Below are 26,828 nucleotides of genomic sequence, written 5' to 3' on the forward strand. Positions count from 1 at the left end.
TGGTCTCACCTCAGCACTTCCCCGAACCCTAGGAGCCGTGATGACCACCTCCCCGAACAGCCCCGAATCCTCCGATCTCCCCGGCGCGAACCCGACACCGGGATCCGAACCCGCCGCAGGCAGACCCGACCCATTGGATTCCACCCGTTCGCTCCTAACCGACCTCGGTCGCGGAGTGTTCTGGGTCGTGCTCCTGCGCGGCATCCTCGCCGTCCTCTTCGGACTGCTCATTTTCGCCGCCCCCGAGGCGGTGGCCATCGTCGTCGGGATCTGGATCGGCGCGTGGCTCGTCGTCGACGGCATCCTCACGATCGTCAACGCGAACACGGCGCGGAAGCAGGGCCTGTCGTGGGGTTGGGAGCTGACCGCCGGCATCGTCTACATCGTCGCCGGCATCGCGATCTTCATCGCCCCGCTCGCCTTCGCCCTCGCCTCCGGGATCGTCATCCTCTGGCTCATGGCCTTCGGCATGCTCGTCCGCGGCATCTTCACACTCGCGTCCAAGGCGTTCCGGGGATGGTCGAAGCTCCTCGGCGTCCTCGACATCATCTTCGCGATCATCGTCATGATCGTCGTCTTCACCTCACCCGCTGCGGCGGTCACCGCTCTGCTGTGGATCGTCGGCGTCTACGTCATCGTCTTCGGCATCTTCCTCATCGTCATGGCGTTCACGGCCCGTTCGCAGGCCAAGCGCGCGATGAACGGCTGAGGCGCACCATCGCATGACAGGAATCATGAGTCCGAAGGTCCTCCGTCGCAGGCAGAGAACCTTCGCCGCAGCAGCCGTCTGCCTGATCGGGGCCATCGCCACCGGATGCACCCCCTCACCGGCATCGTCATCCGACTCGTCTCCGACGGGTGAATTCGCGGCGCCATCGAGTGTCACGTCTCTGTCCTATCCGGTGACGATCTCTCACCGAGGCGGGGCGCTCGTCTATCCGGAAGAATCCATGGAAGGGTTCACCGCCTCGGCGAGGGATGGCTACCTTCCCGAGATGGACATCCAGTTCCTTCGCGACGGCACCCCCGTCCTCATCCACGACGACACCGCCGACCGCACATTGGACGGTGCGACCGGAGACATCCGCGACCTCTCCCGAAAGGAGTGGGATTCCGCAACGATCACCAGTCCGACCGGTGGACCTCCAGCGCAGACCGTGACGCTCGAGGAGCTTCTCGACGAGCTCGGAGGAGATGTCGTCCTCGTACCCGAGATCAAACCGGGAGCAACCTCGGCGGAGGTCGACGATGTCCTCGACGAGTTCGACGACCGCGGGCTTCAGGACTCGCTCATCGTCCAATCCTTCGACTTCGAAGCGGCTGCGACGGTGGCCGAGCGCGGCTACACCTCGCTCTTCCTCTTCGGCGGCGAGCTGCCTGAGGAGTCTCCTTCGCAGATCGTCGAGGCCGGCATCGACTGGGTCGGGCCCAACCGCGATCTGCCTGCCGGCGACGTCACCGCCCTGACACGAGCGGGACTCAAAGTGGCGCCGTACGGATTGAAGACCGCCGAGGATGTCGCGGTGCTGCCCGACGGAGTCTCGGGCTGGTTCACCGACGACCCTTGGGACGGCTGAGCGCTGAGCCCATCCGACGCCGCGGGATCCTGACGCGAACAGCCGCGTCGCCCGCGAGTACAGTGAGGACTCGTGAGCGACGCCGACGCCCCGTTGACCCCGACCCGCCCGCCGGTGGCGGTCTCCCTCGCCGCGTTCGTCAGCAGCTTCGATCGGTTCGCGGTCAGCCCGCTGCTCGTGCTCGTGGCCGCCGATCTCGGCGTCTCCCTCTCCCAGGCCCTGGTCATCGCGAGTGCCTACTTCCTCGCCTACGGCGTCAGCCAGCCTGTCTGGGGCATACTCTCCGACCGGGTGGGCCGGATCCGACTCATGCGACTGGCCCTCGTCGCCGCCGCGGTCGTCGGCGTCGTCGCGGCCCTCGCCCCGACCCTGACGGTCCTCATCATCGCCCGCACGCTCGGCGGTGCGTTCTACGGCGCCATCGTCCCGACCTCGCTCACCTACGTCGGCGACACCGTCGACGAGGACCACCGACAGTCGGCGCTGGCCGACCTCATGGCCGCCATCGCCCTCGGCACGGCCCTCGCCACGGCGCTGGCGGGCATCCTCGCCGACGTCGTCGACTGGCGCGTCGCCTTCGCAGTCCCCGCAGCACTCGCCGTGCTCTCCGTCATCGGGCTCTCCCGCGTGCCCGAATCCCACCGCGAGAGCCGAACCGGGATCCTCCAGACCCTCCGCACCGCTCTCGGCGATCGCTGGGTGCGCGTCGTCATCGTGCTCGTGTTCGTCGAGGGGGCGGCCGTCCTCGGCGTCCTCACCCTGCTCGCACCGGCCCTGCAGTCCCTCGGCGTCGGCGCCGCCGTCGCCGGTCTCGCCACCGCCGCCTACGGCGTCGGCGTCATCGTCACCACGCGCATGGTCCGGCCCCTGTCCCGGCGCCTGCCCATGCCCGGGCTAATGGTGATCGGCGGGTCCGCGACCGTCCTCGCCTTCGTCCTGCTCACCCTCCGCCTCTCGATCGCCACGGTCATCATCGCCGCCTTCCTTCTCGGCGCGACCTGGTCGTTCCTCCACTCCTCGCTCCAGACCTGGTCGACCTCGGTGCTCCCGCAGGTGCGCGGCACGGTCGTCTCGCTCTTCGCCGGCTTCCTCTTCGCCGGCAGCGCCTTCGGCGCCTGGGCCGGAGGACTCCTCGGCGAGCACGGCGAATGGCGCCCGCTCTTCGCCGTCACCGCGACCGTCGGCCTCGCCCTCACCGTCGCCGTCGTCCTCAGCCGTCGTGCCTACGAAGGGCACAGGCGGGCGTGAGGGTCCTCGGTCACCACGGGTTGGCCTGCTGCCACTGCCGTCGCCAGTAGCCATCACCGGCGTAGTGCGACTTGTTCGGCCGACAGCCGCGGAGGCTGGCGTTGGCCGCCAGCCACGCCCGCACGGTCGCTGACACCTCGCCCATCCGCCCGATCCAGTCGTTGAGCTCGAGGAGCAGAGTCGCACCGTCCTCGGCAGTGAGCAGGCACGAATAGCGGGGCAGACCGCGCGTGTTCTGCGAATGCGTGTACGTCACTGCATCGCACCCGGTCGTGAGGTAGAAGCGGATGTACTCCCCCGACACCGCCGAGCACAGGGTCTTGAAGTCCTGATACGTCGTCAGCCACTTCGGCGCCCGATATTCGTTCATACGTTCTATTATGCGCCGAGGTGGCCGGAAGTCCCAGCGCCGGATCAGCCGTCGAGTGCCCCAGGATCCCCAAGGAGGGGGTACTCCCCGCTCTTCGCCGCCTCGACGAGGAGTCCGTGGTCCGCGGTGACCACCTCGGCGTACTTCTCCGCCCACACAGCCACGGCGGTCGCGAAGGTGTCCGACGTCCCGAGATACTCGGCGATGAGCCGAGCTCCCGGTGACTGCGAATGCGCCCGGGCAAGGACCTCGCCGCACAGTCGGGAGTATGCCTCGAGCTGCGGGGCAGTGAGCGCGGCCAGATCGTAGCTGCCCTTCATATCGCGGAACTGGCGCCAGTAGTAGCCGCTGCCCCGGAATGTCGTCCACCCGAGGAACGGGTCGGAGACCGACTGGAGGACGAGCTGGGCTCGGACGACCCGTTCGCCCTCCGAGGTGATCCTCTGCCCCTCGGGGTGATCGGAGAACTTCGGCTGACCGCCGAACGCCGAGACGACCGACTCCTGCGCCTCCTTGACCTGGAGCAGCAGCGGTTCACCGTCGGGCCCGGTGACGAGGACGAGGAAGCAGCGCGTGCCGACGCTGCCGACCCCGACGACGCGCAGCACCGAATCCGCCACCTCGAACTGCTCGAGGAGCACCGCGACGTCGGTGCGCGCGGTCCTCCGATACTCGGCGAAGAGCTTCTCGACATCGATCGACGGGTCATCGAGATGACGGGTCAGCGGCGGCTGGTCGACGATGCGCAGCCCCGAATCCGAGGACTCCGTGGCGAATTTCTTCAGCGCCTTCTCACCCGTGCGGCTGCGCGCCTTCTTCATCGCCTTCTTCGTCGCTGTGTGGTGATGCTCGCCGCTGATCGCCGCCAGCAGCGTGTCCGAGTCGACGATCGAATAGAAGCGATCGAGCGCAGTCACGGCCATCTGGGCACCCATTCGATACTGGTAGCCCTTGACCGCGGCGAATGCCGCCCTGCGCCCTGCCTCCTCACCGAGGCCGTGGACCTGCGCACTGAGGAACGCCGAGGCGGCCAGTCGCTTGACATCCCATTCGAACGGCGCGAACTCGGCTTCGTCGAAGTCGTTGAGGTCGAAGATGAGGGAGCGCTCCTTCGAGGCGAAGAAGCCGAAGTTGCCCACGTGCGCGTCCCCGCTGGAGAGGACGACGGGGCCGGTCGTCACCCCGGCGGCGAGGTCGACGGCCATCTGCGCGGCCGCACCTCGGAAGTAGCTGAACGGCGATTCGGCGAGCCGCTGGGTTCTGATGCCGAGCAGGTCAGGCAGCCGCGACTCGTTCTGCCGGCAGATCACCCCGACCGGATCACGATCGGGCGGCAGATCGACCTCGGCATGCCGTGAGCGCGGAGTCGACTTCCGCAGGGCCCGACCGTTCGACGCGTCCATCTCATCCACCTCGTTCGCTCAGTGCGGAACCTGTCGCCTCATCGTAATGCGACCAAGCCGCGCGCGGGTCGTCCCCAAGCGCTCTTCCTTCGCCGAGGCGGTCGGACCTGACAGCGCCGCCGCCGTGCCGCCCGCGCATTCGGCGGAAGGCGGGAGGGGATTCCGCCGCATTCGGCGGTTGTCGCAGCATGCCTCCGACCAGGATCGTTGAAGACAGCACACCCCTGGACTCCGCACCATTCCGGAGAGTCTCCCCACGACACCAGCGAACGACCCCAGAGAACAAGGAGCACCCATGAAGGCAGTCCGCCTCCACGGCAAAGAGGACCTGCGCATCGACGACGTCGCCGAGCCGACGGTCGGTCCCGGCCAGATCAAGCTGAAGAACGCCTATGTCGGCATCTGCGGCAGCGACGTCCACATGTACTTCGCCCCCGAAGCCCTTCCCATCGACGTCTTCAGCCCGCATCCCGTCACCGGTGCGCACCTGCCCCAGACCCTCGGCCACGAGTTCTCCGGGACGGTCGTCGAGGTCGGAGAGGGCGTCACCGGCATCGAGGTCGGCGACCGCGGGGCGGTCTTCCCCATCGCCTACAGCTGCGGTGAGTGCGTCGCCTGCCGCAAGGGCCGTCCGACGAGCTGCCGTCTCATGGCGTCGACCGGCGCGAACGCCGACGGCGGCGGGATGTCGGAGTTCGTGACGGTGGACGCCTCCCAGTTCCACCGGGTGCCCGAGACCGTCGACCTGAGGACCGCCTCCCTCGTCGAACCGATGACGGTCGCCTGGCACGGCGTGGACCGCAGCCGCGCCCAGGCCGGCGAGACCGCGCTCATCGCCGGCGCGGGGCCGATCGGCATCGGCGCCTGGTACGCCTTCCGCGCCCACGGCGTCACCGACATCCTCGTGTCCGAGCCGAGTGCGGACCGCAGGGCGAAGATCGCAGCGCTCGGGGCCGAGGTCATCGACCCGACGACAGAGGACCTCAGTGCCGCGATCTCGGAGCGCACCGACGGCGACGGCGTCGACATCGTCTATGACGCGGCCGGCGTGCCGGCGGCCCTGTCCTCGGGCCTGGACAACCTTGCGCCCGGCGGTCGCGTGATCCTCCAGTCCCCGCACGAGCAGGGATTTGAGATCCAGCCTTCGGCGATGATGATGGGCGAGTTCGAGCTCATCGGCTCGGTCGGCTACACGCCTGAGGACTTCGACGGGGTCATCAATCGGATGGCGGCCGGTGAGTACGACACGACGGGGTGGACCGAGGAGATGGACCTCGATGACGCCGTCGAGGCGATCCACCGCCTCCATGCGGGCAGCGGAACGAAGATCGCCCTCCGCGTGAGCTGAGCCCGCCGCGTGAGCTGAGCTCTCTGCGTCTGCTGGTCCCTCAGCGTCGGCTGGTCCGCCCACTCAGTGCGAGCCGCCTCCTCGCCTCACCCGTGCCCGGCCCTCACTCGCGCAGGCCCTCATCCATTCACGGCCCTCATCCGCGCATGGCCCTCACCCCCTCACGGCCTCCAGCGCCGTCGCGACGTCGGCGTCGGTGGTGTAGAGGTGGAAGGCGAAGCGCGCCCGTCCGGCCATGACGGAGAACCGGACGCCCGCGGCCCGCAGGCGCGAGAGCGCCCCCTCCGGCAGATCGACGGAGACGATCGCCGAATCCGACTCCTCCAACCCGATCCCCGTGCGGAAGGCGTTCGCGAGCCCCACATCGTGGTCATGGATGGTCTCGACCCCGACCGCGAGAAGCGTTTCGAGAGCGGGAGCCGTCCCCACCCAGCTGTGCCAGGCCGGGGAGATGTCGAAGGCGCGGGCATCCTCGGCCAGACGCAGCGGCATCCCGTACACCGCGTCGCCCTCACCGGCGAACCAGCCGGCGGCGAGCGGCTTGAGCCGGACCGCATACTCCTCGTGCCTGGCCTGCAGCTCGGGGTGGATGGCGAGGAACGCCGTCCCCCGCGGTGCGCACAGCCACTTGTAGGCCGCGGCGACGAGGAAGTCGGCCTCGGAGGCGTCGAGCGGAAGCCAGCCGGCGGCCTGCGTCGCATCGACGACGACGATCGCCCCGACCTCCCGGGCCCGACGCGTGATCGCGGCGAGGTCGGCGACCTCCCCCGTCGAGGACTGGGCAGCGGAGACGCTGATGAGATCCGTGTCCGCGGTGACCGCCTCGGCGAGGTCGGACACGGGAGCCGTGCGCACCTCGACCCCGCGGTCGGCGTGGACTGCGAAGGGGAAGATCCCCGAGGTGAACTCGACGTCGGGGACGAGGACCCGCGCCCCGTCGGGAAGCGTCTGAGCCACCGGGACGAGGAGCTGGGAGACGGCGGCACCGGTCGCGACGTCCGCGGGGCGGGCGTGGACGAGCGCGGCGAAGAGCTCCCTCGACCGCTCGACCGATGCGACCCAGGTCCGCCACGGCGTCGTCCCCCGCCGCCACGCGTCGAGGGAGACCTGCAGGTCGTCCCACGCCCGCCGAGGCGGGGGTCCGTAGGAGGTCGTGTCGAGGTATCCGGGCTCGACGTCCCACTGCCGCTGCGCCTCGGTGAGGGTCAGCGGTCCCACCTCGGTGACGTCGTCGTCGTTGCCCATGTCTGCGAACCTAGCACCCGGCACGGACGCCGGACCAGGCCCGCAGGTGTCGTCCCTGCTCAGGCGATGCGCTCGGGGTGGGAGTAGACATTGAAGCGGCCGCCCCGGTTGAAGCCGATGACGGTGACTCCGCTCGTGCGCCCGTAGTCGAAGGCGAGCGCGGAGGGGGCGCTGACGGCCGACATCATCGGGATGCCCGCCATCGCCGACTTCTGGACGAGTTCAAACGACGCTCGGGCCGAGACCTGGAGGACGGTGCGAGACAGCGGCAGCCCGCGCTCGGCCATCGCCCAGCCGATGACCTTGTCGACGGCGTTGTGGCGTCCGACGTCCTCACGGGTGACGAGCAGTTCGGGTTCGGCGTCGGGATCGTCGCCGACGGCGAAGAGGGCGGCGGCGTGGACTCCCCCGGTCTTCTCGAACACGGCCTGCCCCTCGCGGAGGCGGTCGGGCAGTTCGCCCACGCGCGCCGGGGAGAGCAGCGGTGGGAAGACGATGTCACCGTCCTCGTCGAGGTGCGGGGCATCGCTCGGGACCGCAATGCCGCCACCACGTGCCTCCGGTTCCGCGTCGGGGCCACCGCCTTCCGCAGGGGCCGTGCCGGTGCCGGCTGCCTGGTCTCCCCCGACGCCGAGGAGCGGGATGAGCGGGTAGGCCGAGGGCTTCGTCACCGCGTCGATGGCCGCGGTTCCGCAGATCCCGCACGACGAGGACGTGTAGACGGACCGGGCGGGCGCGGCGGCCGCGTTCCACACACCGGGTCGCAGTCGCACGCCGGCGACGTTGTAGTTCCGCGAACCGTCGGGGGCGAGCCCGGTCGAGAAGTCGATCTCCGCGATGTCGGCCATTGAGGTGATCACTCCCTCGGACAGGAGGTATCCGGAGACGAGTTCGACGTCGTTGCCGGGGGTGCGCATCGTCACGGAGAACTGCTCGCCGTCGAGGTTGACCTCGAGCGGCTCCTCTCCCGCGAGCGAATCGGGACCGACCTTGATCTCACCGGTGGCATCGAAGCGGTGGACGCGGGCCCGGACGGCCTTGCGCTGCTGCATCTCAGACCCTCGGACCGTGATCGGTCGTGTCCTCGACCGAGGTCTGGATGTGCTCGAGGAGGTCGTCGATGACGGTGATCCCGTCGCGGACCCCGCCCTTCGAGCCGGGGAAGTTGATGACGAAGGTGCGTCCCCGCACACCGGCGACGCCCCTGCTCATCACCGCAGACGACGTCGATTCGAGCCCTTTGCGCCACATCGCATAGATGAGCCCCGGCGACTGCCGCTCGAGGAGTTCGGCGGTGAACTCCGGGGTGCGGTCGTCGGGGGCCAGCCCCGTGCCTCCGGAGGTGACGACGATGCGGGGGCGGGCCGCCTCGGCGGGGGTGAGGAGAAGCTCCCGCAGAGCCTCACCGACGGGTTCACCGTCACGGACGACGATCGGGTCGGGGCAGTCGTACCCGCGCCCCCGCAGCCAGTCGACGAGGATCGGTCCCGTCGTGTCCGCCGCCTCACCCCGTGCCGCCGAGGTGGAGGCGATGACGACGGCGGCCGATCGGCCCTCGCCGAGGCGGTCGACGGTCGGCTCTGTGGTGGTCATCCTCGAACTCCCTGCTCACGACACTCATGGACTCCGCGCCCATTGTCCCATGTCGGGCGGACATCGAAGGGGGTGGTCAGAGACGGCGCCCTCCGCGCACGGTCGCGCCGGTCAACATCATCTGGCCGATGAGCACCGTCGGGCTGATGAGTGCGGTCGGGCTGATGAGCACAGTGGCGCATCAGTACAGTGGCTGATCAGTACAGTGAGAGGCAGCGCCGCGGCAGGAGGGCCCGGCGCGGAGACCGGGAGGGACGATGGACGACCTGACGCTTAGCACACTCACCTGGCTGCGCATGGTGAGATTCGTCCAGAACAGCAACCAGATCTCGAACGACCACCTCCGCCGCTTCGACCTCACGATCGGCCAGTTCGAGGCCCTGGCGAACATCCGCGCCTACCAGCCGATCACCCAGTCCGACCTCGCCGAGCGGCTCACGGTCAGCGGCGGCGGGATCTCACGGATGCTCTCCCGGCTCGAACGCGACGGGCTGATCTCACGCCGACAGGACTGGAAGACGAAGTACATCTCGCTCACCGACAAGGGCCGCGCCGTCCTCGAAGAGGCGTTCCCGAGCCAGCTCGCCCTCCAGTCGTCGATGTTCGACGAGGCCCTGAGCGAGGACGAGCGGATCGAACTCCACGCGCTGATGAAGAAGCTCTACGAACGCAGCGTCGAGCGCCGCGGTGCCGCCGCCGAGGACCGGTGACCGCACTGTCGCCGCCGCCGAGGAGCGCTGACCTCCGCCGGGAATAATCCTCCGCGATTATCAGTTGCCATGACAAACGATAATGTCATCGGCACTCAAGGAGGCACCGTGCCCGAGTCCAGGAACCTCATGAACGAGCTGAACTTCGACCCCAGCCAGGGCCTGCAGTTCGGCATGTACACCCTCGGCGACCATCTGCCGAACCCCGCCGACGGCTCTCGCGTCAGCGCCGGCGAGCGCATCCGCGAATTCGTCGCTTACGCCCAGGCCGCAGAGGAGGCGGGCTTCGACTTCTTCAGCGTCGGCGAGAGCCATCAGCAGTACTTCGCCTCCCAGGCCCACGCCGTCATCCTCGGCGCGATCGCCCAGGCGACGTCGACCATCCGCATCGGCAGCACCTCGACGATCCTCAGCACCTCGGACCCCGTGCGCGTGTTCGAGAACTTCGCCACCCTCGACCACCTCTCCGAGGGCCGCGCCGAACTCGTCGCCGGCCGGGCCTCGCGGGTGGGCCTCTTCGACCTGCTCGGCTACGATCTGCGCGACTACGAGGAGCTCTTCGAGGAGAAGTTCGACCTGCTCAACACGATCAACCGTGAGGAATCGGTGACGTGGTCCGGGCAGTTCCGCGCCCCGCTCAACAACGCCGAGGTCCTCCCCCGCCCCGAGCAGAACCCGCTGCCGATCTGGCGTGCGGTCGGCGGTGCGCCGGCGAGCGCGGTCAAGGCGGGACTGGCGGGTGTACCCATGGTGATGGCCCACCTCGGCGGGACCACCTCGTCGTTCAAACCCACCGTCGATGCCTACCGGCAGGCGGCACGTCACGCCGGCTTCGATCCTGCCGGTCTGCCGATCGCCACGGCCGGTTTCCTCTACACGGCGCCGACCTCGCAGGAGGCGCTGCAGGGGCTCTACCCGCACATCAACGAGGGGATGAAGCGCACGAACGGGCAAGGCATGCCCAAGCAGCTCTTCGCCCAGAGCGTCGACCCGGCGAGCATCGTCAACATCGGCAGCCCGCAGCAGGTCGTCGAGAAGATCCTCCATCAGCACGAGGTCTTCGGACATCAGCGCTACCTCGGCCAGATCGACTTCGGCGGGATGCCGTATGAACGGGTGATGAAGCAGATCGAGACCATCGGCTCGGAGATCATTCCGGCCGTGAAGAAGTACACCGCGACTAAGGAGGCTGCCTGATGAAGGTCGTCGTCCTCTCCGGCTCGAATGTCGGAACGAAGACGCGCACGGTGATGGACTACGTCGCGCAGGCGGTTATGGCGCAGGATCCCGATATCGAGGTCACGCTCATCGACCTCGCCGAGGCGGACATGGTCTTCTCCGACGGCCGGAACTTCACCGAATACTCCGGTGACACCGGGCGGGTGACCGCGGCGCTCATGGACGCCGATGCGATCGTCATCGGCACGCCGATCTTCCAGGCCTCGATCCCAGCGAGCCTGAAGAACGTCTTCGACCTGCTGCCCGTCAACGCCTTCCGCGACAAGGTCGTGGCCGCGATCGCCACGGCGGGTTCGGCGAAGCACTACCTGATCCCGCAGCAGCACCTCCTGCCGATCCTCACCTACATGAAGGCGCAGGTCGTCTCCCCGTACGTATTCGTCGAGGAGCGCGATCTGCACCGCGGTCAGATCGTCAGCGAGGATGTCATCGCCCGCCTCGACCGCCTCGTCGAGGACACGATCGTGCTGACGAAGACCTACGCGGCAATCCGTGAGGAGAAGGAAGCCGCCTACGGGTTCTGAACGGCCAGTCCCAGGATTGTCGCAGGCGACCGAATGGTCGGTTCTCAGTACGTTGTCATGTTCACCCAATAACGTGTGGTTGCACTTTCAACCAACCTTGGAGTTCAGCATGTACGCAACGACCGGATTTCCGACCATCGCCCGCGACATCATCACCGCCATCGCCCGAATCACCCTCGGCGCCATCTTCATCGCCCACGGCTGGCAGAAGTTCAACGAGTGGACCATCGCCGGAACAACGGACTCGTTCTCGCAGATGGGAGTGCCACTCCCGGACATCGCCGCACCTTTCGCGACCTTCGTCGAACTCATCGGCGGCGCGCTGCTCATCCTCGGTGCGCTGACCCCCATCGTCGGCATCCTCCTGGCCGCAAACGTCATCGGGGCTCTGGTGATCGTCCACCTCACGCCGACCCCGTTCGTCGATCAGGGCGGCTGGGAACTCGTCGCAGCCCTGGCCGCAGGCACACTGCTCATCGCCGCCGCGGGACCGGGCCGGTTCAGCATCGATTGCTTCCTCTTCGCTGGGAAGAAGGGCAAGGGTCGTAAGCGGGCTGCGGGAGCACGGTCGGTCGCGGTTGACGCCTGAGACACAACCACCTCGGCGGGTGACTGTCTCCCGCCTCAGCAGGTCGCACTTCTGCGAACCCACCGACTCGCAGGACTCATTCCGGGTCCGCTCCGTGATGGATGATTCCATAACGGAGCGGACCCGGACGTCAATCACGGCCACCAAGCATCCACGCCGCCCCGGCAGTTAAAAATCCACCGAAAATTGTGGTTACATTTCTGGAATCAATGACCTATTGTGTAACTGAAATTACATTCGCCTGGAAGAACGGACGAACCGTGGAAGACACGAAGCCCGGCAAAGAAGCCGGCACATCACTGAAGAGGCCCCTGCACACCTGGGAAGTCACCGCCATCTCGATCGGGTTCATGGGCCCGGTCATGGCGATGGCGCTGAACGGCATCGGGGTCGCCGGCCTCGTCGGCAAGGCCGTCCCGTTCACCTTCCTCGTCTCCTTCATCGGCACCCTGTTCGTCGCCTACGGCTTCATCAGGCTGCTGCGCAAGATCACTCACGCAGGCTCCGTCTATGCCCTGGCCGGAATCACCCTGGGACCGCGCGCCGGATTCTTCGGCGGCTTCGCCCTCCTGGGCACCTACATCTTCTTCGCCGCCTGCATCCTCGGTGCCTGCGCCGTCTTCTTCGAGGCGATGCTCTCGGAGATCGGCATCACGATGGCTCCCGGGATGTGGATGATCGTTGCCCTCGTTGTCGGGGTGATCGCCTTGGCACTCAACCTCCGCGAATCCGCGACGGTGGCCCGAACGCTGCTGGGCATCGGCTTCGTCGGCATCGCCGCCATGATCATCCTCTCGATCGTCATCATCGCCCGCGTCGGCACCGGCCACGCCCCGGTCAGCACCGGCATCGACCTCAGCGTGCTCACTCCCGGCGACAATGCGCTGTCGGGAATCATGACCGCCTCGGTGTTCGGCTTCCTCTCCTGGGCAGGATTCGAATCGGGATCGTCCATGAGCGAAGAGACCGCCGAACCCAAGCGCATCATCCCGCGCTCGCTGCTCATGGCCGTCATCATCGGCGGCATCGTCTACGTCTTCGTCATGTTCGCCCAGACCATCGGGTTCGGCACGGACGCGGCCGGCGTCGAAGCCTTCGCCACCGCCGCATCCACCCTGACCAGCCTGTCGGCGACCTACATCGGCACCTGGTTCGCCGTGCTCATCTCCGTCGTCGCTTTCTTCGTCGCCTTCGGCGCCTTCCTCAGCTCCTCGGCCGCCGCCTCCCGGCTCCTCTTCGCCCTCGCCCGCGACGGATTCGGACCCTCCGCACTGGCCCGCCAGCACCCCGTGAGCAAGGTCCCGACCACCTCGGTGACCACCGTCATCGTCCTCACCACCCTGATGACGCTCGGACTCGGGGTCTTCGGCGCCACCAGCGTCGACGCCTACTACTGGTACGCGACGCTGGGCACCCTGTGCATGGTCGTCGCCTACGGCATGACCTCCGTCGGCGTCATCCGGCACACCTTCCGAGCGAACTCGGGGATCCCGAAATGGGAGATCATCATCCCCGCCCTCGGCCTCGTCTACCTCGTGTTCGTCTACGTCATCCAGGTCACCGGCCAGGAAGCCCCGTACACGTACTTCCCCTGGGCCGTCGGCCTCTGGTGCCTCATCGGTCTGATCATCGTCATCAGCCGCCCGGCCCTCGCACAGCGCATCGGCTCCCGCCTCACCGCGGAGGACATCGACTGATGGACATCGCCGAACTCACCCCCGAACAGCGCGCCACCGAGGAAGCCGCCTACGCCCGCGACCAGTCCGCGCTGGCCCATATCCAGAATCTGCGCTTCTTCCCTCTGGTCGTCTCCGGAGGATCCGGTGCGAGGCTGCGCACCGCCTCGGGCCGGGAGCTCATCGACCTCTCGGCCAGTTGGACCGCTTCGGCCTTCGGGCATGGAAACCCCACCATCGCCGAGGCGGTCCACCGTGCCGCTCTCACCGGCGCGGGCTCCTCCGCGCTGTCCGCCGCGGTCACCGGCACCACCGAGCTGGCCGAACGGCTGGTGAACACGGTGCCGGTGAAGCACCCCGAACGGGCTTACCTCGGACTGAGCGGCAGCGACGCGAACACGGCCGCCGTCGAGGCTGCCCGTCGCGCCACTGGGCGACCCACCATCGTCTCCTTCTCCGGCAGCTACCACGGCGGCTTCGGCACCTCCCGCGACGTCTCCGGCATCACCGAGTCCCCCGGTCCCGGGTCACTCGTCTTCGACTACCCCCTCACCGAGGCGGCGCTGAGTGAGCTGCGCCCGCAGCTGACCGAGGCGCTGGAATCATGCACGGTCGCCGCGGTCATCACCGAAGCCATCCAGTGCGACGGCGGAGTCCGGGTGCCCGACGCCGGCTTCCTTCCGATGCTGCGCGAACTCTGCGACGCCACGGACACGCTGCTCATCCTCGACGAGGTCAAGGCGGGACTGAGCAGAACCGGATCGCTCTTCGCCTTCGAGACCTCGGACATCCGGCCCGACATCGTCACCCTGGGCAAGTCCCTGGGCGGCGGTCTGCCGATCTCGGCGGCCGTCGGCCCCGAAGCCGTCCTCGACGTCGCCCCCGCCTCGGCGCTGCTGACCAATGCCGGTGCCCCGATCTGTGCGGCGGCCGCCGAGGCTGTCCTCGGTCTTGCCACCGATCCGGCCCTCGCCGAGGCGGTCGACTCACTCGGATCCCGTGCCCGTGAGCGCATCGCCGACTACCGCGGCACCGACCGTGCGGGGGCCGAGTCCATCGTCGAGGTCCGCGGGCGTGGGCTCCTCCTCGGCGTCGAGCTCCGTGCCCCGGAAGGGTCACCACTTGATGATGGGCAGCTGGCCGCGCTGACGATCTACCGGGCCTGGGAACTCGGTGCCGTCGTCTACGTTGTGCGAGACAATGTTCTTGAGATCAGCCCACCGCTGCCGATCACCCCGGACGACCTCGACCGCGGCATCGAGATCATCCTGGGCGCCCTCGACGATGCCGTGTCCGGGCGAGTGCCCGCCGAGGTGCTCGACCGGTTCGCCGGCTGGTGACGAAGCCCGCCTGCCACACCCCGATCGACGTACCCCTTGCACCCGCAGAGCACCGACCTCCAGTGATTTCCGACCCACAGCGAAGGAACCCCATGAGCCAGAATGATTTCACGCTCGCCGTCGTCTCCGACCACAGCGCTGCCGACACCGACCATGCCGATCCTCTGGAGGCGGTCAAGCGGGCACTGACCGCCTTGGGCACCGCCGTCACCGAGATCACGCCGTTCCAATCGGCCCGGCTCCTCAATGACAAGTCGGGCCTGCTCATCGTTGTCGACCGGATCACCGGCCACGCCGCGACGGGCGCGGAGAATTCGTCGGATGCACTGCGCGAACTGCTCGGGCAGATCCGCTCCCAGAGCGCCGATGTCCCGGTGTTCCTCTACGGAGAGAGCCTCACGGCACGCAGCCTTCCAACGGAGGTCCTCGCCGAGATCGAAGGCGTCATCAACGCCTATGAGGACACCCCCGAGTTCGTCGCGAAGGTCATTCACCGGGAGGCCACCCGCTATGTCGAACGCCTGGCACCGCCCTTCTTCAAGGCCCTGATGGACTACTCGAACGACGGCGCCTACTCCTGGCACTGCCCCGGGCATTCGGGAGGCACCGCATTCCTCAAGTCACCGGCTGGTACGGTCTTCCACCAGTTCTTCGGTGAGAACATGCTCCGCTCGGACGTGTGCAACGCTGTCGAAGAGCTCGGCCAGCTCCTCGACCACACGGGCCCCGTGGCGGAGTCCGAGGCCAGGGCCGCCGAGACCTTCGGCGCCGACCACCTGTTCTTCGTCACCAACGGCACCTCCACCTCGAACAAGGTGGTCTGGAACTCTGCCGTGAGCGCCGGCGATGTCGTTCTCGTCGACCGCAACTGCCACAAGTCGATCCTCCACGCGATCATCCTCACCGGAGCGATTCCGATCTACCTCTGGCCGACCCGGAACCGTGCGGGGATCATCGGCCCGATCCCCCGCAGCGAGTTCTCCCCCGAGTCCATCGCGGAGAAGATCCGGTCCCACCCTGCCATCACCGATAAGAGCGTGACCCCGCGCATCCTCACCCTGACCCAGAGCACCTATGACGGGGTCGTCTACAACGCCGAGGAGATCAAGTCGACCCTCGACGGATACGTCGACGTCCTCCACTTCGACGAGGCCTGGCTCCCGCATGCCCGGTTCCACGAGCTCTACCGGGGCATGCACGGCGTCGATGAGCGGACCGCGAAGACGCAGAAGTCGCTGGTCTACGCCACGCAGTCGACGCACAAACTCCTAGCCGGTCTCTCGCAGGCCTCACAGATCCTCGTCCAGAACTCCGAAGAGACCGAGCTCGACCGCGACATCTTCAACGAGGCCTACCTCATGCACACGTCGACGAGTCCGCAGTACTCGATCATCGCCAGCTGCGATGTGTCCGCGGAGATGATGCGCGGGCCCGGCGGGCATGCTCTCGTCGAAGAGACCATCACCGAGGCGATGGAGTTCCGTCGGGCCATCATCCGCATCGGTGATGAGCGTGCCGACTCGGACTGGTGGTTCGGTGTCTGGGGACCGGACACTCCTCCGCGAGAGGGACTGGCGGAACGCGCCGAATGGCAGCTGAGTGCCTCCGACAACTGGCACGGGTTCGGCGAGATCGGCGAGGACTTCGCCATGCTCGACCCGATCAAGGTCACCCTGACGACTCCGGGGTTGAGCATCGACGGCGAATTCGGCGACTTCGGCATCCCCGGCCTGGTGCTCTCGAAGTACCTCGCCGAACACGGTGTCGTCGTCGAGAAGACCGGCCTCTACTCACTCTTCATCCTCTTCACGATCGGAGTCACGAAGGGACGGTGGAACACGCTCATCGCCGAACTCCACCGATTCAAGAGTGCCGTCGACAGCAACGTCCGCATCGACGAGATCATGCCGGAGTTCGTCGCGGAGTCACCGCAGTATGCGGGCTTGGGATTGAAGGATCTCTGCCAGCGGCTCCACGAGCTCTATCGCGAACACGACTTCGCGAACCTCACCACGGACATCTACCTCGAGGAGCCTGCGGTCGCTCTCCTGCCGACCGACGCCTGGGCGGCGATGACCAGCGGGAAGATCGAGCATGTGGGGATCTCGCAGCTCGAGGGACGCATCTCCGCGGTCCTGCTCACGCCCTACCCGCCCGGAATCCCGCTGCTCGTGCCCGGGGAACGAGTGAGCCCGAAGATCGTCGAGTATCTCAAGGCGGAGGCCGAGCTGGCTCGCCGCTACCCCGGCTTCAACGGCATCACCCATGGGCTGACGGCCGCGTCCGGCGGCGAGAACACGGTGGCCTGCGTCATCGAGGAGGGCTGAGGCCAACGGCAGTCTGACCGGTGGCGGTTTTACGTGGACCAACGGCCGCCGCGCGAGGACCGCTGCCGGTCACATTCGTGCCGGGATGGCGCTCACGCGTGGTTGGCTGTGCCTCCGAGCCGGAGCCGCAGCGGGTCGAGTCGTCCCAGACGGTCGACCCCTGCCTGACCGAGTTCGACCACGACGAGTTCGCTCACCGCTTCGACGAGTGCCAGCATCGGCACCATCGTGTCCGAGGGACCCGCTGCGCGGACGTCGGCGGTGAGCACGTGGTCGGCCAAGGCGGCAGCGGGAGACATCCAGGGGTCGGTGAACACGATCGTCGTCAGGCCGAGCTCTTTGGCTGTGCGCACGACGTCCGTGACTCCGGGTTCGTAGCGTCTGACATCGAAGGCGACGACGATATCCCCTCGCTTGAGGTCGAGGAGCTGCCCGGCTGCGACGAGAGGATTCGCCGCCAGCCGCATCGTGCCCGGCCTTGCCGGGGCCAGCTGGGCATGGAAGATGTCCGCGATGAACCCCGAGTACGTTGCCCCGAGGAAGACCACCGACCTCTTCGTCTGCGCGAGCAGTCTGACGGTACTGTCGAGGTCGTCCCCGATCACCGAGTCGAAGGTCTGGTCGATCCCCGCATGGTAGGCGGATCGTGCGGCGTCGAACTGCGGCTCCTGACCGCGCGGGCGCGTCTCGGCTTGCGAGAGGTTCGACTCCTCACGCACGCGGATCTCCTGTCGCAGCCTCTCTTGGAACTCCCGGTAGCCGTTGAATCCCAGCGTCCGGGCGAAGCGGACGACGGATGGGGCGCTGACTCCCGCGGAGTCGGCGAGGCTCGAGATCGGTTCAAGTCCGGAGAACGGATAGGACGCGAGGATCGCACGGGCGATCTTCTTCTCTGCCGGGGTGAAGGTCGACATGGCGGCGCGCAGGCCCACCGCCAGGCTCGGCCCGTCCTCGCCTCGCGAACCCTGTACGTCCGGCTCGTCCTCGGCGGTCGCGTCCTTGCGTGTCATCTCATCGCCTCTCTGTCTCTCCCCCGACTGTACTGTGTTCGCACGCGGTCACGAGGCGGGAGAAGGACTTTCTGAAATTTTAATTACAGATATTGACCATATCGCCTAATTTGATATTCTTCATTACATAACTGGGATCGCCTCAGACCGTCCTGCGATTCCAGCCCGCCAGCCACGAGCGAACACCGACGTTCGGACAAGGAGTCACACCGTGAGCACTGAACCCACTTCCGCCGACCTGGACTGCCATGAGTGGCTGCACGAGAGCGTGCGGCCCGGTCCCGGCGAACTCGTCTTCCTCGCCACATCCGACCTCTCCGCACACACCCGAGGCCGTGCGGTTCGCGCAGAATCGCTGAAGACCTCGACGTCGGTGGGATGGGTTCCGGCCAACCTCGGCATCGGCCCCAGTGGTCACATCACCGACGATATCCCCTTCGACTCCTCCGGCGACCTTCGCCTGCTTCCCGACTTCGACTCCGCCGTGCGGACGACCCTCATTCCCGGCCAGCCTCCGCTGACCATCGTGTTCTCCGATCAGGTCAACACCGACGGCACGCCCTGGCACGGGGATGCTCGGTCGTTCCTCCGCCAGGCGATCGCAGAGCTGTCGGAGGAGTTCGGCATCCAGGTCAACGCCGCCTTCGAGCACGAGTTCACCGATCTGGGCAACACTGCTCCGACTCAGCCGTTCTCCCTGCAGGCCCACCGCGCCCTCGAACCGATCGGTTCGGAATCGATGGCCGCTCTGGCCGAGATGGGTGCCCAGCCGGAGAACTGGCTGCCCGAATACGCTCCCAACCAGTTCGAGCTCACCGTCTCCCCGGCCCCGGCACTCACCGCGGCCGACCGTGCCGTGCTCGTCCGCGATACCGTCGCCGCGGTCTTCGCCGGCCACGACAGGGAAGTCACCTTCACCCCGGTCCCGATCGCCGGCGACGGAGGCTCGGGAGTGCACGTCCATTTCGGCCTCAACGACCTCGACGGCGAGACTCTGGTCTTCGACGCCGACCGTCCCGGGCGGATCTCGGTCAAGGCCGCGAAGTTCGCCGCCGGAATCGTCAAGTACGCCCCGTCGCTGACCGCGATCTTCGCGCCTCTCGTCGTGTCCTACCAGCGGCTGCGCCCACACAACTGGTCGACGGCCGCGTCGTTCCTCGGCCTGCAGAATCGTGAGGCGCTGCTGCGGATCGTGCCCACGAACGAGATCGGCGGAGCAGACCCTCGCCCGCAGCTGCATTTCGAGTTCCGCGGCGGCGACATCGGAGCCAACCCGTACCTTCTGCTGGGCATCCTGCTCAAGGCCGGCATGGAGGGACTGCGGCAGGATCTCGAACCCGCCGAGGTGGTCGTCGGTGACCCCGATGCCGCCGTCAGCGCCGAGGGTCAGCTTCCGACGTCCCTCCGCGAGGCCATCGACCGCCTCGAGTCCGATGATGTGGTCCGTGAGTGGTTCCATCCCGAGCTGCTGGCGACCTACCTGGCCGTCAAGCGTGCGGAGATCGCCGAGTTCGGCGACCTCGAACCCTCACAGCAGTGCGCCGCCTACCGGAAGTTCTACTGAGGACGCCGGCGTGCACTTCGACTGGATGAACGAGCTGGAACTCGTCGACCACCACTGCCACGGCGTGCTCGAACACGACCTCGACCGTGGGGCATTCGAAGACCTCATCACCGAGTCCGACCGTCCGAGCCCTTCAGGCACGACGTTCTTCGACACCCAACTCGGCTTCATGATCCGACGGTACTGTGCCCCGCTCTTGGGACTTCCGGCCTTCGCCGCTCCCGAGGATTACATCGCAGAGAGGACCCGCCTCGGCGCGGTCGAGGTCAACACACGGCTGCTAACCGGGCATGGCTACGGCACCCTCCTCATCGAGACCGGACACCGTGGGGACGAGATCCTCGGTCCCCGTCAGATGGGGGTGCGTGCCGGCACTCAGGTCGCCGAGGTGGTCCGTCTCGAACGCATCGCCGAGGAGCTGGTGGAATCGGGGGTCTCCCCCACCGACTTCCGGTCCGTCTTCACCGACGAGCTCGATGCGCGTCTGCGCACCGCGGTCGGCGTGAAGTCGATCGCCGCCTACCGCATCGGCCTCGACTTCGATCCCGAGCGGCCAACTGCCGAAGAGGTCGACGCAGCGGTCAATGAGTGGATGACAGCGAGCACCGACGGCCCAGCCCGCCTCAAGGACGCGACGATCATCCGTCACCTCATCTGGGAGGCCGTCGACCGAAAGGTGCCGATCCAGTTCCACATCGGCTACGGCGATCCCGATGTCGATCTGCACCGCTGCAATCCACTCCTGCTCACCGAGTTCCTGCGGCTCAGCCGCGGTTCGGGGGCGAGCGTCATGCTGCTCCACTGCTATCCGTATCACCGTGAGGCCGGCTATTTGGCGCACTGCTTCGAGCATGTCTATGCCGATGTCGGTCTGGCCATCAACTACACCGGCGCGCAGGCCGCTCAGGTGATCGCCGAATCGCTTGAGCTCACCCCTTTCCACAAGGCGCTGTTCTCTTCCGACGCGTGGGGAGCCGCCGAGCTCTACAGTCTCGGGTCGATCCTCTTCAGGGACGGACTCGACTCGGTCCTCAACGACTGGGCGACCAGGCATGGCTGGCCGGAGGATGAGCTTCGCCGCATCGCCGGAATGATCGCAGCAGGCAATGCACGTCGGGTCTACGGCCTGACAACGAACGAAGCAGGGCAAGACTGGTGAGTATGGATATCAGGCAGGAGCAGTTCTCGACCGAACGGTCCGCGGAGATCGGCGCCGCATGGCTGGCTGCGGTCGAAGCTGACCTCGACCATGCACTGGATCTTCGCCGTCGCATCCACTCCTCCCCCAACCTCGGTGGTCAGGAACAAGCGACAGCCGAGGTCATCGAGGCCGAGCTCTCCCCGTTCATGTCCCTGGACACGATCGCGGGAACCGGTCGCATCGGACGCATCGGGCCTGCGGATGGTCCTGCTGTGGGGATTCGTGCCGAGCTCGACGCTCTGCCGGGTGAGGAAGCGACCGGAGCAGACTTCGCCTCGACGAACGGAGCGATGCACGCATGCGGGCATGACGTGCACATGGCCGCGCTCGTCGCTGTCATTCGGGCGATCCCCGAGCTCGGTGAACGCACCGGCCAGGCGCTGCCGACCGCCCTGGCGGCGGTCTTCCAACCTCGTGAGGAGTCCTATCCCTCCGGTGCTCTCGACATCGTTTCGGAAAAAGGGCTCGAAAAAGCCTCGATCGCGAGAATGATCGGCGTCCACAACCACCCAGGTGTGCCCTTGGGGCAAGTGGCGATCGGTGAGGGTTATATCAACGCAGCGGCGGACGAGGTCCACATCACCGTGCACGGCCGAGGCGGTCACGGAGCCTATCCGCACAACGCCTCTGACCCGGTGGCGGCGGTCGCAAACGTCGCCCTGTCGCTGCCAGAGATCGTCCGCAGGACTATCGGGCCGATGTCGGCGGCAGTGGTCAGTGTCGGGACGATGAGTGTCGGGGATGGTGCGGGAAACGTGTTGCCCCGCCACGGAAGTATCCGCGCCACTGTGAGGACCACCTCGGCGCAGGAACGCAAGGACATTCAGGCGGCGATCGGGACCATGGCCAGGCGGATCGCGCAGGCCTACGGTCTTGAGGCCGATGTGGCGATCATCGACGGGGAACCGGTGCTCATCAACGACTCCGACCTGGCACGACGTTTCGCAACGCAGGCGCAGGGCCTCGGTGCGTCCGTGGCATCACCGATGCGGTCGCTGGGTGCCGATGATTTTTCTTTCTTCTCAGAGGCCGTCCCCTCGGCCATGAGCTTCGTCGGCACCGGTCAGCCGCAAGCCTCACTCCACAACGCGGGATATCTGCCACCTGAGCGGTCGGTGCTCGACGTGGCGCGGGCGATGATCGCCGGCTATCTGGCCGGGGCCGAATCGATCCTCGGTTCGGGATCCGAGTAGGGGCAGGTATGGGCTCTCTCGCTCGATGCCTCGGCGAATGAGACCCAGTCGGCAACACGGCCTCCTGCGCGGGTCCGCAGGATGGTGGATAATTGCATCATGGTGCGGACCCGGATCTCGCTCACGTCAACCGAGCGACAACTCCTCGATGCTGAGGCCGAGCGAACTGGACGCTCGATCTCCGCGCTAGTCCGGGACGCTGTCACCCAGGTCTACGGGTGCAAATCTGACGCGCATACCGATCTGAACGCAATCAAAACCGCGTTCGGTTCGTGGGCCGAGCAGGCCGAAGATGGAAAGACCTACGTAGACCAATTTCGTTTCGGCTCACGCCTAGAGCATTCGGCTCTTTGATAATGGTGAACGAGGAACGCACGACCCCGGTCAATCGCTACGACTCCACCGTCGCCTGGCGCGAGGTCGACGAATACTTCATCTCGCACCTCACCCCGGAAGACGATGCCCTCGTCGCCGCTCGTGAGTCTGGAGCGGACACGACGATGCCCAATGCCGAGGTGGCAGCCAACCAAGGTGCGCTCCTCGGCCTCATCGCCCAGATCGCGGGCGCGAAGCGGATCCTTGAGTTCGGCACTCTCGCCGGGTACTCGACGATCTGGTTCGCCCGTGCCGTCGGCGACGACGGTCACGTTGTCACCTTCGAACTCGAACCCGACAACGCCGAGGTGGCGCGCGCGAACCTCGACCGCGCAGGGGTGGGCGACCGGGTCGAGATCCACGTCGGGCCCGCCGCAGAATCCGCCCGAACCCTCATCGACAGCGGCACCAGCACTGGCACCGAGCCGTTCGATCTCGTGTTCATCGATGCGGACAAGCCGAACAATCCGAGGTACCTCGAGGCGGCACTCGCACTCACCGAACCCGGTGCGGTCATCATCATCGACAACGTCGTGCGCAACGGCGCGGTCACCGATGAGAACCCGGACGATCCGCGCGTCACCGGAGTGCAGACGGTGACGCGAATGATTGCTGAGAACCCGAATCTCGACGCCACCGCATTGCAGACTGTCGGCGTCAAGGGCTGGGACGGCCTCATCATCGCCCGTCGACGGTAGTCCCGGTTCGCCAACCACCGGTGAACCGACCTCCGGTTGGACCACCTCGGCGGGATTGAGTAACCTGAAAACACAGTGACGAACGGGACGACCCGTTCGCTTCCCACCGCGATGAGGACGGCCTCAGAGAACTGGAACAGACCGTCATGACCGCCGCACTGCGCAGCATCATCACCCCTACCGCGATCATCAGGCTCGCCCTCGGCTGGGGCACCTACCTCGCACTCCTCTTCGCAGGTCACCTCCTCGAACCGCCGGCGCCGGCGCCCCTGCTCATCACCGCGCTCATCGTCATCGTCGCGGTCATCCTCATCTGTGCGTTCGGAGTCGTGCACGAGGCCGAGCACCTGGCCGGCCGCCTCGGCGATCCTTATGGGTCTCTGGTGCTGACGATCTCCATCTGCCTCATCGAGGTCATCCTCATCGCCGCGGTCCTGCTGGGTCCCGGAGATCATGCGACGATCGCGCGCGATTCGGTGATGGCGGTGTCGATGATCATCCTCGGCGCCGTCGTCGGGCTCTGCCTCCTCATCGGCGGCCTGCGCCACGGGGACCTCGCGCACAACCGGACGGGCACCTCGACCTACCTCGGACTCATCGTCGTCCTCTCCGCGCTCGCGTTCGCGCTGCCGGCGGTCATCGGGATCAACGGCAGCTACCTGCCGTGGCAGGGGATCCCGATCATCGTCCTCACTCTCGGCCTCTACGCGTTCTTCCTCACCCGGCAGATGGGGGCGCAGGCCGATGACTTCCGTGAGGTCGATCCCCGCCTCGCCGAGGCGGCCCCCGGTCCGCGCGGACCGTCCGCCGACGGCGCCGCCCCGTCCAGGGTCGCCACCGCCCCGTCCACCGACGCCGAGGCGGTGCGCCCGGGCATCGTCGCAACCCTGTCGACTCACCGGGTCGAGATCCTCACCCGTCTCGGCCTCCTCGTCGTCACCGTGCTGCCCATCGTCCTCCTCTCCCATGACATGGCGGTCCTCCTCGATGACGGGCTCGGCCGCCTCGGCGCCCCGGTCGCGCTCTCGGGCATCGTCATCGCGATGATCGTCTTCCTCCCCGAGACGATCACCGCGATCCGCGCCGCCTGGCAGGGCGAGGTCCAGCGGGTGAGCAACCTCTGCCACGGGGCGCTCGTCTCCACGGTGGGGCTGACGATCCCCGTCGTCCTCGTCATCGGGATGCTCACCGGACAGCAGATCGTCCTCGCCGAGATTCCGACCAACCTTCTGCTCCTGTCCGTCGTCATCGTGCTCTCGGTGACGACGTTCGCCGCGAAGAGGGTCACCGCCGTCCACGGGGCAGCCCTCCTCGTCGTCTTCGCCGTCTACGGGCTCACCGTGTTCGCATAGACGAGGCTCACCTGGGCGAGGTCCGCGTCGACGGGGTTCGCGCCGACGACGTCCGTCTCGTCGCGGCTGTCCACTCGTGTCAGGAGCCGAACCGGTCCGCGCGTGTCAGGGGTTCGTGGCATGGTGGAAGAACACCGGCCGCGGTGAGAGGAGGTCGACGGTGCGCCACGATGCCGAACGGGAGCGCACCCATGCGCTGCTCGACTCCGTTCCCGTGCCCGGGCACTGGGATGAGGTGCTCGCCGACCTGCGCGCCTCTCCCCTGTCGTCCCTGTCGGCTGCCGACATTCTCGCCGAGGCGACCGGCCTCCTCATCGTCGCCCCCACGGCCGAGGTGGTCGAGGCCTGCTTCGGTGAAGTCCTCACGGCTCTCGAGGAGTCCGGAGTCGGCCCCGTCAGCGGTGACAAACCTGGCGATGCTGCCGCCGAACCGTTGGGCTTCACCCGCGTCGTCACTCCTGACTCGCTCGTCCCGGCAGACGTCCCCGCGGGGACGTGGGTCCTCCTCCCGCACCGGCGCGACGGATGGGAGGAACTCGAGACCGCCTCGGCGAAGGTGCACCGTGCCCTGGTCAGGGAGAACACCGGCCGCGACCGGGAGGCGACGATCACCGTGATCGAGTACGGGGTCAACCTGTGGCTGTGGGCGGAGCCGCCCTCGACCGGCGGCGACCCGGTCTGCCACGCCGGCGAACTCATCAGCTGGGAGAGCGCGTGGGCGCTCGACGACAACCATACCGAGCAAAGAGAGGTCGAGTCGGACGACTACGGCGACACCGGTACGCCGATCGTGAGCGATGCTCCGAATAAGCCATCTACCACAGCGAGGCCGCCGATCTTCTTCGGACTGCCGCCTATACTCCACCGTCGCCGCAACGGTGGCGCCTAAGCGACCACTGCGACTGCATCGATCTCGATCCGCTTCTCACCTCGGAACCGCGCCACCTCGACCGTCGTGCGTGGAGGAAGGGCGACCGCTCCGAAATAGTCGCAGTAAGCAGAGTTGTAATCGTCGAACTCGCCGAGATCGGCAAGAAAGACCGTCAACTTGACTATGTGCCGCAAGGAAGACTGTGCTGCGACCAGCGCTCGTTCGAGATTGGCAAGTGCCGCAGTCACCTGATCGTGCATCGACTCGGGGGTGGTGTCATAGCGTCGAAGCAACACTCCCGGTCGGCGGGGGTCTGATCGGTGGAGTGTGCAGATGGCGCGGGTGGGGTTGTCGTTCAGCGACAGGTCGGAGATCTCGGCGGCCTCGAAAGCGGGCTGGTCGGTGCGGAGGATCGCCCGTCACCTGGGGCGTTGCCCGTCGGTGATCTCGCGGGAGCTTCACCGGAACTCGACGAAGACCCGCGGCTACCAGGCCGTGACCGCAGACGTCAGAGCGCAGCGTCGGCGAGCTCGCCCGCAGCAGCGGAAGGTCGCGGGGGATCCGGTGCTGCAGGCGAGGGTGGACGCCGACCTGGCCGCGTCCTGGACGCCGAACGAGATAGCGGGCCGGTTGCGTCTGGAGGCGACAGACCCGACCGTTGAACGCATGGCGAACTCTCCTGACGCACGCGGCCGAACCGTCTCCGGTGAGGCTATCTACCAGTACATCTACGCAATCCCGAAGGGTGAGCTCGCCCGCAAGGGCATCTTCCTGCAGTCCAAGCGGACCAAGCGCCGACCACGTACGACCGGGCGGACGCGCGGTGGCCCAATCGTAGGTATGGTCCCGATCGCGGAGCGAGGTGAGGACGCCGCCCAGCGTCGGGTGCCGGGGCACTGGGAGGGTGACCTGATCATCGGGAAGAACGGCACCTCGTGCGCGGCGACGCTGGTGGAGCGGATGAGCGGGTTCACCGGGCTGCTGGCCCTGCCCTCGAAACACGCCGAGCCAACCGCTGACGCGGTCATCGAGTTTTTCAACGACCTGCCCGAGATGATGAAGGCATCGTTGGCGTGGGACCAGGGCAGCGAGATGGCCCAGCACGCGAAGGTCTCCCTGGCCACGGCGATGCCGGTCTACTTCGCCGATCCCCACTCGCCCTGGCAGAGGCCCAGCAACGAGAACACGAACCGGCTCTACCGGGAGTATCTGCCCAAGGGCACGGTGATCCCCGATCACCAGCCCTACCTCACCACCATCGCCGAGGAGATCAACAATCGACCCCGCCGCCGACTGGGCTATCTCACGCCCACCGAGGCATTCGCTCGACTGCTCGCCGGCGAGCCCCATGTTGCTTCGACGCCTTGACATCGCC

Annotated in this window: 25 protein-coding genes; 18 read left to right on the top strand and 7 right to left on the bottom strand. The window is 67.1% G+C overall.

The window, feature by feature from the left end:
* Positions 1 to 40: 40 nt before the first annotated feature.
* The 3 genes from EZE58_RS10340 to EZE58_RS10350 all read left to right on the top strand — a co-directional run bounded on the left by EZE58_RS10340 (position 41) and on the right by EZE58_RS10350 (position 2,825).
* Complete coding sequence (locus EZE58_RS10340) at positions 41 to 709, top strand: DUF308 domain-containing protein (RefSeq protein WP_009376343.1); 669 nt, start codon at positions 41 to 43, stop codon at positions 707 to 709.
* Positions 710 to 734: 25 nt separating this feature from the next.
* The gene (locus EZE58_RS10345) at positions 735 to 1,577 is read left to right on the top strand and encodes a glycerophosphodiester phosphodiesterase (RefSeq protein ID WP_100227394.1); all 843 of its coding nucleotides are present in this window, start codon (positions 735 to 737) and stop codon (positions 1,575 to 1,577) included.
* Between the two features lie 72 nt (positions 1,578 to 1,649).
* The gene (locus EZE58_RS10350) at positions 1,650 to 2,825 is read left to right on the top strand and encodes an MFS transporter (protein ID WP_009376347.1); all 1,176 of its coding nucleotides are present in this window, start codon (positions 1,650 to 1,652) and stop codon (positions 2,823 to 2,825) included.
* Between the two features lie 10 nt (positions 2,826 to 2,835).
* Here EZE58_RS10350 and EZE58_RS10355 read toward each other — a convergent pair whose 3' ends face one another.
* Complete coding sequence (locus EZE58_RS10355) at positions 2,836 to 3,195, bottom strand: hypothetical protein (protein WP_009376349.1); 360 nt, start codon at positions 3,193 to 3,195, stop codon at positions 2,836 to 2,838.
* Between the two features lie 44 nt (positions 3,196 to 3,239).
* The gene (locus tag EZE58_RS10360; RefSeq protein ID WP_167560491.1) at positions 3,240 to 4,598 is read right to left on the bottom strand and encodes a DUF2252 domain-containing protein; all 1,359 of its coding nucleotides are present in this window, start codon (positions 4,596 to 4,598) and stop codon (positions 3,240 to 3,242) included.
* A 295-nt stretch (positions 4,599 to 4,893) separates the two neighbouring features.
* Here EZE58_RS10360 and EZE58_RS10365 point away from each other — a divergent pair, with 295 nt between their 5' ends.
* The gene (locus EZE58_RS10365; protein ID WP_167560493.1) at positions 4,894 to 5,946 is read left to right on the top strand and encodes an alcohol dehydrogenase catalytic domain-containing protein; all 1,053 of its coding nucleotides are present in this window, start codon (positions 4,894 to 4,896) and stop codon (positions 5,944 to 5,946) included.
* 153 nt (positions 5,947 to 6,099) lie between these two features.
* Here the strand turns inward: EZE58_RS10365 and EZE58_RS10370 are convergent, their stop codons facing one another.
* The 3 genes from EZE58_RS10370 to EZE58_RS10380 are packed head-to-tail and all read right to left on the bottom strand — an operon-like array spanning position 6,100 to position 8,784.
* The gene (locus tag EZE58_RS10370; protein ID WP_197464160.1) at positions 6,100 to 7,191 is read right to left on the bottom strand and encodes an aminotransferase class V-fold PLP-dependent enzyme; all 1,092 of its coding nucleotides are present in this window, start codon (positions 7,189 to 7,191) and stop codon (positions 6,100 to 6,102) included.
* A gap of 59 nt (positions 7,192 to 7,250) precedes the next feature.
* Positions 7,251 to 8,243, bottom strand: coding sequence for a formate dehydrogenase accessory sulfurtransferase FdhD (locus EZE58_RS10375; protein WP_063248903.1), 993 nt, complete (start codon positions 8,241 to 8,243; stop codon positions 7,251 to 7,253).
* Position 8,244: 1 nt separating this feature from the next.
* Positions 8,245 to 8,784 (bottom strand): MogA/MoaB family molybdenum cofactor biosynthesis protein, encoded by a 540-nt coding sequence (locus tag EZE58_RS10380; protein ID WP_063248902.1) that lies wholly within the window; start codon positions 8,782 to 8,784, stop codon positions 8,245 to 8,247.
* Between the two features lie 257 nt (positions 8,785 to 9,041).
* Here EZE58_RS10380 and EZE58_RS10385 point away from each other — a divergent pair, with 257 nt between their 5' ends.
* The 7 genes from EZE58_RS10385 (at position 9,042) to EZE58_RS10415 (ending at position 17,189) form a co-directional block, all read left to right on the top strand.
* A complete protein-coding gene (locus tag EZE58_RS10385) occupies positions 9,042 to 9,494 on the top strand; it encodes a MarR family transcriptional regulator (protein WP_167560495.1) in 453 nt (150 codons plus the stop codon).
* A gap of 108 nt (positions 9,495 to 9,602) precedes the next feature.
* Positions 9,603 to 10,691, top strand: coding sequence for an LLM class flavin-dependent oxidoreductase (locus tag EZE58_RS10390; protein ID WP_346773182.1), 1,089 nt, complete (start codon positions 9,603 to 9,605; stop codon positions 10,689 to 10,691).
* A complete protein-coding gene (locus EZE58_RS10395) occupies positions 10,691 to 11,257 on the top strand; it encodes an NADPH-dependent FMN reductase (protein ID WP_063248899.1) in 567 nt (188 codons plus the stop codon). Before EZE58_RS10390 ends, EZE58_RS10395 begins: the two co-directional genes overlap by 1 nt.
* A 109-nt stretch (positions 11,258 to 11,366) precedes the next feature.
* A complete protein-coding gene (locus EZE58_RS10400) occupies positions 11,367 to 11,846 on the top strand; it encodes a DoxX family protein (RefSeq protein WP_063248898.1) in 480 nt (159 codons plus the stop codon).
* 260 nt (positions 11,847 to 12,106) lie between these two features.
* Positions 12,107 to 13,543 carry an APC family permease gene (locus EZE58_RS10405; RefSeq protein ID WP_063248897.1) on the top strand — a complete coding sequence of 479 codons (1,437 nt, stop codon included), beginning with the start codon at positions 12,107 to 12,109 and terminating at the stop codon, positions 13,541 to 13,543.
* Positions 13,543 to 14,862, top strand: coding sequence for an aspartate aminotransferase family protein (locus EZE58_RS10410; protein WP_063248896.1), 1,320 nt, complete (start codon positions 13,543 to 13,545; stop codon positions 14,860 to 14,862). Before EZE58_RS10405 ends, EZE58_RS10410 begins: the two co-directional genes overlap by 1 nt.
* A gap of 92 nt (positions 14,863 to 14,954) precedes the next feature.
* The gene (locus EZE58_RS10415; protein ID WP_063248895.1) at positions 14,955 to 17,189 is read left to right on the top strand and encodes an arginine/lysine/ornithine decarboxylase; all 2,235 of its coding nucleotides are present in this window, start codon (positions 14,955 to 14,957) and stop codon (positions 17,187 to 17,189) included.
* Positions 17,190 to 17,281: 92 nt separating this feature from the next.
* Here the strand turns inward: EZE58_RS10415 and EZE58_RS10420 are convergent, their stop codons facing one another.
* Complete coding sequence (locus EZE58_RS10420; RefSeq protein ID WP_063248894.1) at positions 17,282 to 18,199, bottom strand: MurR/RpiR family transcriptional regulator; 918 nt, start codon at positions 18,197 to 18,199, stop codon at positions 17,282 to 17,284.
* Between the two features lie 211 nt (positions 18,200 to 18,410).
* Between EZE58_RS10420 and EZE58_RS10425 the strand changes: the two genes are divergently transcribed.
* From EZE58_RS10425 to EZE58_RS10455, 6 genes are all read left to right on the top strand, one after another.
* Positions 18,411 to 19,763, top strand: a complete 1,353-nt coding sequence (locus EZE58_RS10425) for a glutamine synthetase family protein (RefSeq protein ID WP_223289923.1) — start codon at positions 18,411 to 18,413, stop codon at positions 19,761 to 19,763.
* Positions 19,764 to 19,788: 25 nt separating this feature from the next.
* Entirely contained in the window at positions 19,789 to 20,922 is a 1,134-nt protein-coding gene (locus EZE58_RS10430) for an amidohydrolase family protein (RefSeq protein WP_063248925.1), read from the top strand.
* 2 nt (positions 20,923 to 20,924) lie between these two features.
* Positions 20,925 to 22,157 (top strand): M20 family metallopeptidase, encoded by a 1,233-nt coding sequence (locus EZE58_RS10435; protein WP_063248893.1) that lies wholly within the window; start codon positions 20,925 to 20,927, stop codon positions 22,155 to 22,157.
* 359 nt (positions 22,158 to 22,516) lie between these two features.
* Positions 22,517 to 23,230: an O-methyltransferase gene (locus EZE58_RS10445; protein ID WP_231882147.1), complete on the top strand. Its 714-nt coding sequence runs from the start codon at positions 22,517 to 22,519 to the stop codon at positions 23,228 to 23,230.
* A 146-nt stretch (positions 23,231 to 23,376) separates the two neighbouring features.
* Positions 23,377 to 24,582 carry a calcium:proton antiporter gene (locus EZE58_RS10450; RefSeq protein WP_063248891.1) on the top strand — a complete coding sequence of 402 codons (1,206 nt, stop codon included), beginning with the start codon at positions 23,377 to 23,379 and terminating at the stop codon, positions 24,580 to 24,582.
* 115 nt (positions 24,583 to 24,697) lie between these two features.
* On the top strand, positions 24,698 to 25,471 hold the full coding sequence (locus tag EZE58_RS10455) for a hypothetical protein (RefSeq protein WP_223289922.1): 774 nt from the start codon (positions 24,698 to 24,700) through the stop codon (positions 25,469 to 25,471).
* On the opposite strand, the gene EZE58_RS10460 is transcribed toward EZE58_RS10455, so the two are convergent.
* Positions 25,468 to 25,713, bottom strand: coding sequence for a RidA family protein (locus tag EZE58_RS10460; RefSeq protein ID WP_167560497.1), 246 nt, complete (start codon positions 25,711 to 25,713; stop codon positions 25,468 to 25,470). The genes EZE58_RS10455 and EZE58_RS10460 overlap by 4 nt on opposite strands.
* A gap of 73 nt (positions 25,714 to 25,786) precedes the next feature.
* Here EZE58_RS10460 and EZE58_RS10465 point away from each other — a divergent pair, with 73 nt between their 5' ends.
* A complete protein-coding gene (locus tag EZE58_RS10465; protein WP_009381402.1) occupies positions 25,787 to 26,821 on the top strand; it encodes an IS30 family transposase in 1,035 nt (344 codons plus the stop codon).
* Positions 26,822 to 26,828 lie beyond the last annotated feature (7 nt).

Origin of the sequence: Brevibacterium sp. LS14 (assembly GCF_012027885.1) — a bacterium.
Taxonomy (GTDB): Bacteria; Actinomycetota; Actinomycetes; order Actinomycetales; family Brevibacteriaceae; genus Brevibacterium; species Brevibacterium casei.